This window comes from Mycobacteroides chelonae CCUG 47445 (assembly GCF_001632805.1).
Classification (GTDB): Bacteria; Actinomycetota; Actinomycetes; order Mycobacteriales; family Mycobacteriaceae; genus Mycobacterium; species Mycobacterium chelonae.
The window spans coordinates 4,117,296-4,131,762 of record NZ_CP007220.1 but is presented as its reverse complement, the minus strand read 5'-3'; the positions used below and the strand labels follow the sequence as shown (position 1 = coordinate 4,131,762).

13 protein-coding genes are annotated in these 14,467 nt (G+C 63.7%); 11 read left to right on the top strand and 2 right to left on the bottom strand.

Annotation, left to right across the window (positions count from 1 at the left end):
• Positions 1 to 16 precede the first annotated feature (16 nt).
• Genes BB28_RS20315 through BB28_RS20290 form a run of 6 tightly spaced genes read left to right on the top strand, consistent with a single transcriptional unit; the run spans position 17 to position 7,317 of the window.
• A complete protein-coding gene (locus BB28_RS20315; protein ID WP_046254805.1) occupies positions 17 to 1,588 on the top strand; it encodes a flavin-containing monooxygenase in 1,572 nt (523 codons plus the stop codon).
• The gene (locus BB28_RS20310) at positions 1,585 to 2,505 is read left to right on the top strand and encodes an SDR family NAD(P)-dependent oxidoreductase (protein WP_046254804.1); all 921 of its coding nucleotides are present in this window, start codon (positions 1,585 to 1,587) and stop codon (positions 2,503 to 2,505) included. Before BB28_RS20315 ends, BB28_RS20310 begins: the two co-directional genes overlap by 4 nt.
• A gap of 9 nt (positions 2,506 to 2,514) precedes the next feature.
• On the top strand, positions 2,515 to 3,465 hold the full coding sequence (locus BB28_RS20305; protein ID WP_046254803.1) for an SDR family NAD(P)-dependent oxidoreductase: 951 nt from the start codon (positions 2,515 to 2,517) through the stop codon (positions 3,463 to 3,465).
• 4 nt (positions 3,466 to 3,469) lie between these two features.
• Complete coding sequence (locus tag BB28_RS20300) at positions 3,470 to 4,354, top strand: metal-dependent hydrolase (protein ID WP_046254802.1); 885 nt, start codon at positions 3,470 to 3,472, stop codon at positions 4,352 to 4,354.
• A 53-nt stretch (positions 4,355 to 4,407) separates the two neighbouring features.
• Positions 4,408 to 5,478 (top strand): PDR/VanB family oxidoreductase, encoded by a 1,071-nt coding sequence (locus tag BB28_RS20295; protein ID WP_046254801.1) that lies wholly within the window; start codon positions 4,408 to 4,410, stop codon positions 5,476 to 5,478.
• Between the two features lie 15 nt (positions 5,479 to 5,493).
• Positions 5,494 to 7,317 carry an SDR family oxidoreductase gene (locus BB28_RS20290; RefSeq protein WP_046254800.1) on the top strand — a complete coding sequence of 608 codons (1,824 nt, stop codon included), beginning with the start codon at positions 5,494 to 5,496 and terminating at the stop codon, positions 7,315 to 7,317.
• A gap of 14 nt (positions 7,318 to 7,331) precedes the next feature.
• Here the strand turns inward: BB28_RS20290 and BB28_RS20285 are convergent, their stop codons facing one another.
• A complete protein-coding gene (locus BB28_RS20285) occupies positions 7,332 to 8,108 on the bottom strand; it encodes a class I SAM-dependent methyltransferase (protein WP_225421951.1) in 777 nt (258 codons plus the stop codon).
• 243 nt (positions 8,109 to 8,351) lie between these two features.
• On the opposite strand from BB28_RS20285, the gene BB28_RS20280 reads away from it, so the two are divergent.
• From BB28_RS20280 to mca, 3 genes are read left to right on the top strand one after another with little or no spacing between them, the layout of a single operon-like run.
• Positions 8,352 to 9,908 (top strand): flavin-containing monooxygenase, encoded by a 1,557-nt coding sequence (locus tag BB28_RS20280; protein WP_046256018.1) that lies wholly within the window; start codon positions 8,352 to 8,354, stop codon positions 9,906 to 9,908.
• Positions 9,898 to 10,443, top strand: a complete 546-nt coding sequence (locus BB28_RS20275) for an SRPBCC family protein (protein WP_046254798.1) — start codon at positions 9,898 to 9,900, stop codon at positions 10,441 to 10,443. The genes BB28_RS20280 and BB28_RS20275 overlap by 11 nt, the downstream gene beginning before the upstream one ends.
• A gap of 55 nt (positions 10,444 to 10,498) precedes the next feature.
• Positions 10,499 to 11,359, top strand: a complete 861-nt coding sequence (gene mca, locus BB28_RS20270) for a mycothiol conjugate amidase Mca (RefSeq protein WP_046254797.1) — start codon at positions 10,499 to 10,501, stop codon at positions 11,357 to 11,359.
• Between the two features lie 4 nt (positions 11,360 to 11,363).
• Here mca and BB28_RS20265 read toward each other — a convergent pair whose 3' ends face one another.
• Complete coding sequence (locus tag BB28_RS20265; RefSeq protein WP_046254796.1) at positions 11,364 to 12,179, bottom strand: DUF3109 family protein; 816 nt, start codon at positions 12,177 to 12,179, stop codon at positions 11,364 to 11,366.
• A 34-nt stretch (positions 12,180 to 12,213) separates the two neighbouring features.
• On the opposite strand from BB28_RS20265, the gene BB28_RS20260 reads away from it, so the two are divergent.
• Together BB28_RS20260 and BB28_RS20255 are read left to right on the top strand one after the other, a co-directional pair.
• Complete coding sequence (locus BB28_RS20260) at positions 12,214 to 13,161, top strand: Ppx/GppA family phosphatase (RefSeq protein WP_044105077.1); 948 nt, start codon at positions 12,214 to 12,216, stop codon at positions 13,159 to 13,161.
• Positions 13,162 to 13,197: 36 nt separating this feature from the next.
• A complete protein-coding gene (locus tag BB28_RS20255) occupies positions 13,198 to 14,466 on the top strand; it encodes a membrane protein (protein ID WP_046254795.1) in 1,269 nt (422 codons plus the stop codon).
• Position 14,467 lies beyond the last annotated feature (1 nt).

Below are 14,467 nucleotides of genomic sequence, written 5' to 3'. Positions count from 1 at the left end.
AAAGGAGACGCGCACGGTGAGCACTGCCGCACGGCATTCAACGACGGCTGAACTGACACAACCTGATCACGAGGTAGCGGTGATCGGAGCCGGATTCGGTGGAATTGGAACCGGTATTGCGTTGCAACGCAAAGGTATCCACGATTTCGTCATCATCGACAAATGGGACCAGGTGGGCGGTACCTGGCATGCGAACACCTATCCCGGGGTCGCGGTGGACATCCCGTCGGTGGTGTACAGCTTCTCCTATGAACAACGTGGCGATTGGTCGCGGCTGTTCGCGCCGGGGGACGAGCTACAGCACTACGCCGATTTCATGGTGGACAAGTACGGACTACGCGAGAAGCTGCGATTAGGGACCAGCATCATCCGCGCGGAGTTTGACGAGCGAAACAGCTTGTGGAGATTGACTACTGACGGCGGAAAGGCGATTACCGCCAGATACTGCGTGATGGCGGTCGGTGGCTTGGAGCGCCCGAAGATGCCCGACATTCCGGGAGTCGATGACTTCGCCGGAACGCTTCTGCATACCGCGCTGTGGGATCACGATGTGGCGCTTGAGGGTAAACGCGTCGCGGTGATAGGAACCGGGGCGACCTCCTTGCAGTTGGTTCCGGCCATCGTCGACGACACCAGCCATCTCACTGTCTTCCAGCGCACACCAATCTGGGTGGGGCCGAAATTCGATCTCGAAATCGGTTCTCTTGGGCGGATGGTGCTGGGAAATAGGCGGATACGTTCCGCCATACGATCGGTGGCGACAGTCGGCATCGAACTAGCGATGAGCGGTCAGGTGGCCGGCCCGGCATGGCTGATCAACGCGGTTCGCCGTGCCGGCGAGGCGCCGATGCGGCGCTGGATGCGCGAGCAGGTCCATGATCCCGTCATCAGGGAGAAGTTGATCCCCCAGTACGGGTTGGGTTGCAAGCGTCCGTCGATGTCCAATGAGTACCTCAAGACGTTCAACCGGAATGACGTCAGTTTGATCACCGAATCGATCGAATGCGTGACACCCACCGGGGTGCGTACGGTGGACGGTGTTGAGCACGACGTCGACGTGCTGATCTGCGCGACGGGATTCAAGCTGTGGGACAAGGGTTCTGTGCCACCGTTCCCCGTCCTCGGGCGACACGGACGGAATCTCGGCGACTTCTGGGACAAGCACCGTTTCCAGTCTTACCAAGGGGTTTCAGTGCCCGGGTACCCCAATATGTTCTCCATCACCGGGCCGTATGGATTTGTCCTGGGGTCCTACCTGTGGATGATCGAGGCAACATCGGCACACTTGGCGCGGGCCATCGCCGAGACCAAGCGCCGTGGGGCCACCGTATGCGAGATCCGGCAGGAGGCCCATGACGAGTACTTCCAGAAGTGCCTGAAGCGGCAGGAGAAGAATTTCCTGTTCACCGATGTGTGCGCCGGTTCGAATACGTACTACCTGGATCAGAACGGCGACTCGCCATTCCGGCCGACGACGCACGGTGAGATGTACTGGCAAAACCGGCATTACAACCTCGACGTATATCGCTATTCAACAGGCTCTGTGGTTCCCGAGATCGTGGCATCGACCGTGGGCGAGAGTGCATGAGAAACAATCCGCTGGAACCCCGGTTGGTGGTGGTGACCGGTGCGGGGAGCGGCATTGGGCGAGCCACCGCCATCCGATTCGCCAAACGCGGTGCTTACGTGGTGGTTACTGATCTGGATCTGGACACCGCGAATGAGACAGTGGATCTGATCCACGAGGAGGGGCGCAACGCGTCGGCTGTGCAGCTCGATGTCACCGACCCCGCTCACTGGGAGGACGTCGCCCGCTATGTATCGATCGAGCACGGCGTGGCGGACGTGCTGGTGAACAACGCTGGAATTGTGGTCAGCGGCCCGTTCCTGAAGCTGAGCGCCGCGGACTGGGACAAACAGCTGTCCGTGAATCTGATGGGTGTGGTGCACGGGTGCCGGGTCTTCGGTGAGCAGATGGTCGCGCGTGGGGGAGGCCACATCGTCAACATTGCCTCGGCGGCGTCGTACACGCCGACCGCGGTGATGGCACCGTATTCGGTGTCTAAGGCAGGGGTGAAGATGCTCACCGAATGCCTGCGGCTTGAATTGGGGCCCAAGGGTGTTGGTGTGAGCGCGGTGTGCCCCGGATTCATCAACACCAATATCGGTCTGCACGGCACCATGGTGGGCGTCGACCAGGAAATCGTTGACGCAAGCCAGCGCAGCATGCAGCGAATGCGCGATGTCACGGAGAAGCTGCCGTGGGCGCCGATGAGCCCCAACCTCGTCGCGCGGGCCGTGACCCGTGCGGTCCGTCTGGATCTCGCGGTGGTTCCGGTGAAGCTCGAATCGTGGTTGGGGTACTTTCTGTCGCGGGCGTTCCCGGCCGTGAACAGGCGACTGATGGCTCCGTTCGGTATCGACAGATTCGAGCGTCTGGGTGAGCGCGCGGCGGCCAAACACACTGAGCGTCAGGCTCCGATTCTTGTCGAGAGCGTGCGGTAGGAGACCAAGGTGAAACTCAACAAACTCGAGCCCCAGCTGGTGGTGGTGACCGGTGCAGGCAGCGGAATCGGCCGGGCCACCGCCATTCGATTCGCCAAACACGGTGCCCACGTAGTCGTTTCCGATATGAATCTTGACTCTGCTCAAGCCACCACGGCCATGATCCGGGCCGACGGCAACACGGCATCGGCGGTGCAGTTGGACGTTACCGATCCGGTTCAGTGGGAAACATTCGCGCGGGATGTACTCGCCGACCACGGCGTGGCCGACGTGCTGGTGAACAACGCCGGAATCGCCTTGGGCGGAGCATTTCTCAAACTCAGCCCAGCCGACTGGGACCGGTTGCTCTCGGTGAATCTCATGGGGGTGGTGCATGGGTGCCGGGTCTTCGGCGAGCAGATGGTCGAACGCGGCAGCGGGCATATCGTCAACATCGCCTCGGCAGCGGCCTTCACGCCCACGCCGGTGATGGCTCCATACTCGGTGTCCAAGGCTGGGGTGAAGATGCTCACCGAATGTCTTCGCCTGGAACTTGGTCCGAAAGGCGTTGGTGTCAGCGCAATTTGCCCAGGATTCATCAACACCAATATCGGAATCAACGGGATAACTGTGGGCGTGGACCAAGCCATGGTCGATCGGGGTAAGGAAATCATGCTCCGCGTGCAGGAGTTCGCGGCCAGCCTGCCGTTTTCCCCGATGAGCCCCGACCTGGTGGCGCGCGCCGTTCTGCGCGCGGTGAAGTACGACCTTGCGGTGGTGCCGGTGCGCACCGAGGCATGGCTCGGGTATGTCCTGGGTCGAGTGGCGCCGGGAATCAACCGCCGTACCACCCAGGCGTTCTCGATCGAGCGAGCCGAGCGATGGGGAGCCTGGGCGCTGGGCAAGCTGGATGATCTGAATCTGCTTCCGCGCCAAGGTGGCGTCGAGGAGGCTCGAAAGCCCACGGCAGCAAGGAGGTAGACAGATGAACGACACATCAGACATCGGCGACGTGGCGCTGCATGCCCGTAACGTCACGTTCGATTTCTCGAACTCCCCGTTGCAATGGATCCCGGAAGAGCCGGTGGCCTCACACGCACTGTCCGCGCTCAACTTCATGTTGCCTGCCGGCGAGCTGTTCTTTGTCGAGGTGTTCGGCCGGGCGCTGCCGCATATCAAGGATGACAAGCTGCGTGAAGAGGTCATCGGTTTTATCGGTCAGGAGCAGCTGCACTCCGACACACACGACAAAGCGCTGCTGCAGTACTTCGGGCAGCACGGTATCGATGCACAGCCGCTGCACGACCTGACCGACCGCGTGCTCGACACCTTCAAACAGCAGTTGGATCGGCTTCCGGCGAAGGTGCGATATCGCGTGATGGTGGAAGGCATCGCCATCATTGCGGGCATCGAGCACCTCACCGCCACCGCGGGAGACTGGCTACTCAACTTCGACTTCGAGAGTTACGGTGCGGACCCGGTGATCACCGACATGTTCCGCTGGCACGGTGCGGAGGAAGTCGAACACCGCAGTGTGGCTTGGGATCTTGCTCGGCATCTTGGGGTCGGACGCCCCCGGATGCTGGCGTATTTCATCGGCTCCTGTGCGACAATCCCCGTGGGTCTCGTTGTGCTCAGCTGGCTGCTGGCACGTGCCGATCCGGACCTGCCGAAGGTGAGCCTGGCGCGGTGGCTACGCGAGACGAACCGGGCGATGAAGCGCGGGGCCACGCTGAAATGGAGTGTCCTGGGGGAGGGGTTCCGGAGCTTTCTGCGGCCCGGATTCACTCCGGAATCGATCGGGGACACCGCACAGGCGGTCGCGTATCTTGCCAAGTCTCCGGCGGCCAAAGCCGCGGCCGCGGCATGACGCGGGCACTCCCGGTGGCGGCCCCGACGGGTCGCCACCCTCTGGGCTGGGGCATGAAGGTTCTTGATGTCGTGGGGCCGCCCGCCGTCGCGGCATTGGGTAAGACGCTGCCCGCCGTGCTGCGGCTGAGCCCGCTGTTGGGCCCCGTGCGTCAACCCACATGGGTGAACCGCTCACTGAATCTGGTTGTCCGGGAACGTTCGGTAGTCGCCGCCGACCAGGACGTGGTGGCTTTCACGCTGGCCGCCGTGGCTGGAGGAGAACTGCCGAGGTGGCGGCCGGGCGCACATCTGGATGTCACCTTGCCTTCGGGGGCTGTGCGTCAGTACTCGTTATGCGGCGACCCGAGTGACCGGTACCGGTACCGGATAGCGGTCCGACGCATACCCGAAGGCAAGGGGGGATCAATCGAGCTGCACGACGTGGTGCGCGTCGGTGACGTGCTCGGCGTCAAGGGGCCGCGAAACGCCTTCCCGCTGGCCACTACCGGTCACCTGAACGCCGGGGTCCGCCAGTTCCATTTCGTAGCAGGCGGCATCGGCATCACACCGATTCTGCCCATGCTGGCGGCCGCCACAGAGCGTGGGCTGCCCTGGACGATGACCTACGCCGGGCGGAGTAAGGAGTCCATACCGTTCCGCGACGAGCTCGCCCGATACGGCGAGCGGATCACCATCCGTACCGACGACGAGGACGGGATGCCGACGGCGGCCGATCTGCTGCCGCCATTGCATCCCGATCTGGCGGTGTATTGCTGCGGTCCCGGCCCCATGCTGAAGGTGATTCGCGATGCGGTCGCTGAGTACCCGGGCGCAGAACTGCATTTCGAGCGATTCTCGGCTCCGCCGATCGAGAATGGGGTGCCATTCCAGGTGCAGCTGGGCGGGGGCGGCCCGGTGCTGGATGTCGGGCCGCAGAACAGTGCACTGGATGCGGTTCTCGCGGCCCGGCCCGGCACACCGTACTCGTGCAGGCAGGGCTTCTGCGGCACCTGCAAAGTCAAGGTGCTCGCGGGGAACCCCGATCATCGCGACACCCTCTTGACCGAAACTCAGCGCGCCGAAGGCCAGATGCTCTTATGTGTGTCTCGTGCCGACGGCGGGCGACTGGTACTGGACATCTAAGAACGGAGACATGGGATGACTCTCACGACAGAGCGCGCCGACGGAGTGACGAACGACGTCGTCACCGAGCACGTGGTGCGCAACGGGGATATCGACGTCGCGTACTTCATTCAGGGCAACCCTGATGGGGAAACCTTGCTGCTGGTGCACGGATGGCCCGATTCGCATCATCTCTGGGACGGTGTCACGCCGCTGCTCAGGGACCGCTTCCGGGTGGTTGCCATTGACAATCGCGGTGCGGGAAAGAGCACCAACCCCAAGAGCTTCCGTGACTTCCGGCTCGCCGAGATGGCCAGCGACTACGTCGCGGTCGCGGATACGGTAAGTCCCGACAAGCCCGTCCATGTCCTGGGCCACGACTGGGGCAGTGTCGCGATGTGGGAAGCCATTTGCAATCCCGACCTGGAACACCGGTTCTCCTCGTTCACCTCCGTGTCCGGACCCTCTGCGCATCACATGAGCCGGTGGGTGCGCTCGCGACTCGGCAGTCCCACTCCGAAGAATGTGGCGCTTGCCCTCGGGCAGATTGGCTCGTTGCTGTACATGTTCGGATCCATGACCCCCGTCATTCCCAATGTTCTGCTCAAGCTCACCATGAACGAAAACCGTTGGCGTGCTGGACTGTCCGTCGCCGAAGGTGCACCTGTCGAGCAAATTCACCTCGGGCCGACGTTCATGAGCGATATCACCAGGACATTGCGTGTCTACCGGGCCAACGCGCTACCGGCGATGCTGCACCCGCAGGACCGGCACACCGGTGTGCCCGTCCAGGTGATTGTCGGCACCCGTGATCCCGCGGTGCGTCAGTCGAACTACGACGACGAGCTCAAATGGAACCAGCGGACATGGCGGCGGGTAGTCGACGGTGGCCATTGGCTGCCGTTCTCGCACCCGAATGTGCTCGCCACGGCGGCTGTCGAACTCATCGACGCGGTATCGGGCAAGGAGCCCGACCGCGCATTACGAAGGGCAGAAATGGGTAAGAGCCGCAAGCCGTTCGAAGACCAGCTGGTGGTCATCACCGGAGGGGGCAGTGGTATCGGCAGGGAGACCGCCCTCGAATTCGCCCGACAGGGTGCCGAGGTGGTGCTCTCGGACGTGAACCTCGACGGTGCCAACGAGACCGTCACGCTCATCGAAGAGGCCGGCGGTGTGGCGCACGCCTACCGGCTCAATGTCGCGGACGAGGATGCTGTCAACGCGCACGCGGAGGAGGTAGTCAAGCGGCACGGTGTGCCCGACGTCCTGGTAAACAATGCCGGAGTCGGTGCCGCGGGCGGCTTCCTCGACACACCCTCGGAGGAGTTCCGCCGTGTTATCGAGATCAACCTGTTCGGAGTGGTGAACGGCAGCCGGGCGTTTGGCGCGAAGATGGCCGAACGCGGACTCGGCGGGCACATCGTCAACCTTTCCAGCATGGCTGCCTACAGCCCGCAGAAGGCCTTCACCGCGTACTCAACGAGCAAGTCCGCTGTGTTCATGTTCTCGGATTGCCTGCGCGCCGACCTCGCCGCGAACAATATCGGTGTCACCACCATCTGCCCCGGCGTGGTACACACCAATATTGTTGCCAACACCAAGATTTCGGGCGTGGATGCCGAAGAAGAGGCGCGGATGCAACAGGCTGGTGACAAGGCCTACGCGATGCGTCGCTACGGCCCCGAGAAGGTGGCGCGCCAGATCGTGAACGCGGTACGTAAGAACAAGCAGGTTGTGCCCGTGACACCCGAGGCCCGGCTGCAGTATCTCAACAACCGGCTGGCGCCGGGCCTTACCCGCTACTTCGCGTCCAAGGCGGGTATGACCGACCTCATCAAGCTGGTGCCCAACAAGAAGTAGATAGCGATCCGCCGTCAGGTCGCGATGCGCAGCGCGGCCTCACGGCGGGCGCGGATGAATTGTCCCTGGCCGGTGAGTGTTTGGTCGATATCGGTCCACCCCTGAGCACGTAGCCAGCCGGTGACTTCTTCGCGACCGAACGCGCGGAAGCCGCCGATGCGCATGGCTCCGGTAACGCCCGGTAGCGATGCCGCCGGGGTGCGCAGAGATGTGAAGATCACGATCTGGCCGGCTGGTCCCGCGACTCGGCACAGTTCTCGCACGGCCTGTTCAGGATTCGGGATGAGGTAGAGCGCGGCGAGGCACACCACGGTGTCAAATGTCGCGTCGGCGAAGGGAAGTGCGTGGGCGCTCCCACGGATGTAGTCGATGTGTTCGGCCGAGTTGTCGCGCACTGCCCGCCGCAGCATGGGGCCTGACAGGTCCAGGCCGATACACGCGCCATCGTCCCCGAGCTGTGCGGCGAGTTCGCGGGTGTACAGACCGGGACCGCATGCGACATCGAGGATCTTCAGATCGCCGCGCCCGGCGATCTCGCCCATCAATGCGGTGTGGGCCTTGAGGGTGCTCTTGCCGCCATAACTGAATCCACGGGTGAACATCGGCCGCCAGGCGCGCTCGTAGATCGCCGCCAGCAGCCGGCTCTGCATGAACCGGTTGGCCAGGGACACCGGCTCGTCGTCCTCGGGGCCGAGCACGTCGAGATAGCCGTGCTCGCGCGTGGGGGAGTGTGTGATCCGGGTGGGATCCACGAACGTCTCGGCGAGCGTCGGATCTGGCTGGTTGCCCACGGTCCCTCCAGTGCACATCGGTTGATTCAAAATTAGTGAAACGGATAGTACTGGATACTCCGGGTCACGCATAGGCCTGTGATGTGCGAGTTTGCGCAGCACCATGCGATCGGCGGGACTTGTTATTTAGTGAATGGCATGTCAGTCTATTAAATATGTGAGCGGGGGACGGGTGGGGAAGAGCCGTGCGTACGCCGCAAGTAATGGAAGGAACGTGCCGTGAAACGAACCGTGGATCCCACCATGGGTCTGCATGACGAACCCGACTACGAAGTCGCGATCATCGGCGCCGGGCTGGGTGGCATCTGTGCGGCCATCAAGTTGCTCGAGATGGGTATCGAGGACTTCGTCATCATCGACCGGGACGAAGATTTCGGTGGCACGTGGCTGCGCAACACCTACCCCGGTGTGGGTGCCGACATCCCGACCGTCGCCTATCAGTTCACCTTCGCGCCTAAGGGGGACTGGCAGCGATTCTTCGCCACCGGCGCCGAAATACAGCAGTACGCACTGGATTTGGTCGTCGAGCACGGATTGCGCGCCCACGCGAGGTTCGGTACGTGTGTCGAACGAGAGGCATTCGACGAAGAGAGCCACCTTTGGCAGGTGCATACCGCTGACGGCGAGGTCATCTCGTCGCGGTTCCTGATCAGCGCGATAGGCGCCTACATCAACCCGCGAACGGCCCCGGACATCCCAGGGCTGGACACCTTCGCGGGTGCGATCCAGGTGCCGTCCCGCTGGCAACACGATGTGGACATGCGCGGCAAGCGGGTCGGAATTGTGGGCGTGGGAAGTTCCACCGTGCAGATAGCACCGGCCATTGCCGGCGAGGTGGAGCACCTCGACGTGTATCAGCGGACGCCGCAGTGGTACTTCCCGAAGCCAGACTTCCGGATGCCGCGCCCACTGCAGCGGCTGTTGGCAGGACGCAGGTTCGCCAACACGGTCAACGGGATTGCCTTGGCGGGCATAGAACTTGGCTTGCGGGTTCTGATCTACACTCCCAAGCCGTTGTTCCGGGTGGGCGCAGCGATCTTCGACAAGGTGGCGCTCTGGGCGTATCGCGGCTGGCTCCGGCACAAAGTGAATGATCCAGAGGTGCGCGAGCAGCTGCGGCCACGGTTCGGAGCGGGGTGTACTCGTGGCACGCTGGGGGCGGACTACCTACCGACCTTCAACCGGCCGAACGTGACATTGGTATCGAATGGTATCGAGCGGATCACTCCGACGGGCATCGTCGACAAGGCGGGTGTTGAACGCCCCGTTGACATTCTGGTGCTGGCCACCGGATACGAGATGTTCTCCGATCCCGAAACCTACCGGGTGGGAACCGTATTGGGCACCAAGGGATTCGACCTCGCCGAGTTCTACCGTGACAACGGGCTACAGGCGTATCAAAGCACGTCGGTGCCGGGTCTTCCGAACCGTTTCATGCTGGTGGGTCCGTACTCCTGGACCGGCACCAGCTTCCACTACATCCTGGAGAACTCGATGCGTCATATCGGGGCCGTCATCCAACTCGCTCGCGCCAAACGAGCCACCTGGGTCGAGGTCACCCAGGAGGCGCTGGACGACTTCCAGACAAGCATCGCTCGCAGTGGCGCCAACTTGAATCGGTACTTCACGGTGAACTGCGCGGGGTCCAACAGCTATTTCATCAACTCGCAGGGTGACACCCCCTATGTGCGTCCGTGGACGGTCCTGCAGTCCTACCGACGTAGTGTCCAATTCCCTTCGGGGGCTTATGAATTCAGACGGATTAACAGCCCTGTGAAGGAGATCGAACATGCGGTTTGACGCAGTCCCCATCCCGGTCGACGGGGTCGAGGAGTTCTTCGCCACCGCGCCGTTCGTGACCCGGGTACGGCGCACTTTCGACGCGCCACCCGAGGACGTATGGAGGGTGGTGTCGGGCGACCGGATGTGGTCGTGGCTGCCGTCTGTCTGGGGCTGCCGGTATCCGCAGGACATCACACCAACCGCCGGCACCGTGCGGGACTTTCAGATGTACATCCACTCCTGGATGGTGTTCGCCCAACACGAGCAGATCATTCACTTCGACGCCCCCCGCGTCATGCGATACACGGCGCTGGACGCCACCTTGCCGGTGTTCGGGTCGTGGTGCGAGGAGTATCGCGTGGTTCCCGAGTCCGATCCCGGCAAGGCCACCGTCGACTGGACACTGGCCTGTGCGCCGAGGTACCTCACGAACATTCCGGGATCGCATATCGCGATTCGCCCAGTTGCCGCGATCCTCAAGCCCATCTTCTGGTTCGGCCTGGGCGGGCTCGCCCGTGAGCTGCCGGTGCGCGGCCCACAGCGCACCGGCTGAACCGCAGCCCCAACCGGGCAGGTGCACCGCAGGCGCATTGTGGTCCACTGACACCATGCGGTTGATGGCGGTGCACGCCCACCCCGACGACGAGTCGAGCCGAGGCGCGGCCACTCTGGCCAAGTACGCGGCCGAGGGGCACGAGGTGCTGGTCGTGACGGCCACCGGTGGCGAGCGCGGCGACATTCTCAACCCGGCGATGAACCTGCCGGGTAACCACGAGAACCTGTCGGATGTGCGTCGTGAGGAAATGGCGCTCGCGGCAAAAACCCTTGGTGTTGAACATCACTGGCTGGGCTTCATGGACTCGGGCCTGCAACTCGACCCGAGTCTGTTACCCGGGGACGGATTCGCCCGGGTGCCACTGGCCGAATCGGTGCCCCGCCTTGTCGAGGTGATCAGGCGCTTCCGGCCGGACGTGATGATCACCTACAACGAGTGCGGCGGCTACCCGCACCCCGACCACATTCGCTGTCACCAGCTCGCCGTCGCCGCCTATGAGGCGTGTGAAGAGGTGCGCAAGCTCTACTACTTCCACGAGATCGTCCGGGTGACACCGGCAATGGTGAAGCTCGCGGGACGAGTGGAGCGGATTATCAGCCGACGCAGATCTGATGCAGCGCCCAAGGATCCCCGAGTGGGAGATGTCGCGGTCCCCGGTTGGGTGCGGCGCGTGAGCTCGGTGACCAGACGGCTGCGAGGGCGCCGGGTAACCACCGAAGTCTCCTGCGCCGAATACTTCCCCGTACGCGATAAGGCCCTAAGGGCGCACGCATCGCAAGTCGATCCCAGCGGACCGTTCTTCCTGGTGCCCTGGACCTGGCGGCAACAGTTATGGCCGACGGAGAAATTCGAGCTCGCGCACACCCGCGTCTCGACGAGCGCGCCCGAGACCGACCTCTTCGCCGGCCTGTAAGGCACTAGTGGGGTGCTGCGGCCACGGTTGCGGGGTGCACCGCGATCAGTCCCAGACCTCTGCGGCGCTTGCACATCGCGGCCAGCTCCGCGTAGGCCTTCTCGCCCAATAGCTCGGTCAGTTCCGGGGCGTACGACTGCCATACCTGCTTCTTGCCGACATGTGCGGCCGGGTCTCCGGTGCAGTACCAGTGCAGGTCTGCGCCACCCTCACCCCAGCCGCGACGGTCGTATTCGGTAATCGTCGTCTTCAGGATCTGCGAACCGTCCGGCCGGTCCACCCAGGCCTGCGTCCGCCGGATCGGCAGCTGCCAGCACACCTCGGGCTTCATCGTCAGCGGCTCGACACCCAGCTTGATGGCCTTGGAATGCAGGGCGCATCCGATGCCGCCCGCGAAGCCGGGGCGGTTCAGAAAAATGCACGCACCCTTGTACTTGCGTGTGCGCCATTGCTTTTCCCCGTCGAGCTCGTCCTTCTCCAGGTAGCCCTTGCGGCCCAGCCCCTTCTCCCGGAATTGCCAGTCCTCATCGGTGAGCTGTTTCGCCGAGTCGTCCAGCTTCGCCCGATCGTCGGCATCGGACAGAAACGCCCCGTGCGAGCAGCAACCATCGTCGGGCCGTCCGGCAACCGTGCCTTGGCAGGCCGGAGTGCCGAACACACAGGTCCAATGTGATAGCAGCCAGGTCATGTCGGCCTTGATCAAATGCTCAGGATTCTCCGGGTCGTAGAACTCCACCCACTCGCGGGCGAAGTCGAGCTCCACCTCCTGGCCGTCGAGGGAGGCGTCACGTCCAAAGGGCTGTTTTGGCAGCGTCGTCACAGATGTAAACGGTAGACCCACTAACGTGTGCTGCGTGCGATTAGGCGTGCTGGATGTCGGCAGCAACACGGTGCACCTGTTGGTGGTTGATGCCCGACGGGGTGGGCACCCCACACCCATGAGCTCCACCAAGGCGGCACTGCGTCTGGCGGAGGCCATCGATGAGTCCGGCAAGCTCACCCGCAAGGGCTCCGACAGCCTGGTGCACACCATCCAGGAGTTCTCCAAGATTGCCCGCAGCTCCGGCTGCGCGGAGATCATGGCGTTCGCCACGTCGGCCGTTCGGGACGCCACCAACTCCGATGAGGTGCTGACACGTGTCAAGAAGGAAACCGGCGTGGATCTCGCCGTTCTCTCCGGTGTCAACGAGTCGCGGCTGACCTTCCTGGCCGTGCGGCGCTGGTACGGCTGGAGCGCTGGGCGCATCATCAACCTCGATATCGGAGGTGGCTCGCTGGAGCTGTCCTGCGGTGTCGACGAAGAACCAGACATCGCGTTGTCTCTGCCTCTGGGGGCCGGACGGTTGACACGAGAGTGGTTGGCCGAAGATCCGCCGGGACGTCGCCGCGTCGCTATGCTGCGTGACTGGCTGGAATCGGAACTGGTGGACGCTGCCAAACAGGTGGCGGCGGCAGGGGTGCCCGACCTGGCCGTAGCGTCCTCGAAAACGTTCCGGTCGCTTGCGCGACTCACCGGTGCTGCACCTTCCGGCGCAGGACCACGAGTTAAGAGGACACTTACAGCAAGCGGACTGCGTCAGTTGATCGCGTTCATCTCGCGAATGACTACCGCAGACCGTGCAGAGTTGGAGGGAGTCAGTGTCGACAGGGCGCCTCAGATCGTCGCCGGAGCACTCGTCGCGGAGGCAAGCATGCGTGCTCTGTCGTTAGAGGCGGTCGACATCTGCCCGTGGGCTCTGCGCGAAGGGCTAATTCTGCGCAAGCTGGATAGCGAAGCCGATGGCACTGCACTCGTTGACTGACCCCGTCCCGCTTAGCCTCGGACGGTAGGAGAGGACATGACCGACTCAGACGACACGCAGCGGCCGGTATCAGTTGCCGAGCTGCTGGCGCGCAATGGTGCCGCCGACGGCAAGATCAGCGGCCATCGCCGCCGGATGCGCGGCAATGCCGACGCCATCCCGGTGGCCGAGTTGACCGGTGAGATCCCCGTCATCCGTGACAAGAAGGGTGGCCGCGCGCGCCCCAACCCGGCGCCGTCGCCTGCTCCGGAAACGGCGGCGCCGCCCGAGTCCCCTAAGGCACCTGAGGCGGGAGCGCGTTCCTACCTGCGTTCCAACGAGGATGCGTTGTTCGGCGGCGACAGCATGGCCGATGAGGCCGCCCGTCGCGGCACCACGGCCGCACCGGCCCCGGCGCCCGCTCAGCCTTCCTCGATGGAATCACCGCTTCGGAGCATCTTCCCGCCGACCCCCACACCAGTCGCCCGGCCGGGAGAACCGCGCAAGTCCATCGACTTCAACGACGCGACCGGCGTCATCTCCCCGGTTACCGCCGAGCCGCCCAAGTCCGAACCGGCACCGGCGCCGGCGGCGGTCGCGCCCGCCGTACCCGCAGCGCCACCGGCTCCCGAGATTCCGGTCCCGCCGGTGTCTCGCCCGGAGCCCGAGTCCGTCACACCCGAACCAGTCGCGCCCGAGCCGGAACCTGAGCCCGCGGCCGTCGCACAGCCGGAACCCGAACCGGAGCCCGTCACACCGGAGCCGGAACCCTCTCCCGAGCCGGAGGCCGTGCACTACGCGGAGTATGAGGCGGAGTACGAGGACGAGTACGAGGACGACGAGTACGGCAGGGCCGTCGAGTGGACGTCGCACGATGCCGAGCAGGACGTCGAGGACGACGAATTCGAAGATCAGGAAGACGACTATCAGCTGGAGCACGAGCTCCAGGAGCTTGTCGGCGCGCACGGTGACCCGTCCGAGCCCGAGGTCAGTCAGCTCGCCGCGGTCGACACCGACAAATCCAAGGCTGAGGCCAAGGCCGACCGCCGGGAGAAGATCAAGACCTACCTGCAAGGCAGCTGGATTGCCGCGCAGTACCTGCTGGCGGCCGCCGCGGGCGCGGGCCTGTTCTTCGTATTCCGGGAACTGTGGAGCTGGAACCAGGGCTTCGCGTTGCTCCTGGGCGTGTTGTTCATCGCAATTCTGGTCGCGTCGCTGTGGGTGATCCGCAAGACGGTCGATCTGGCCAGCATCCTGATCGCGATCGTGGTGGGAGCCCTGATCGCGTTCGGCCCCCTCGTGCTCATGCTGCAAGCGGTTGATTAGG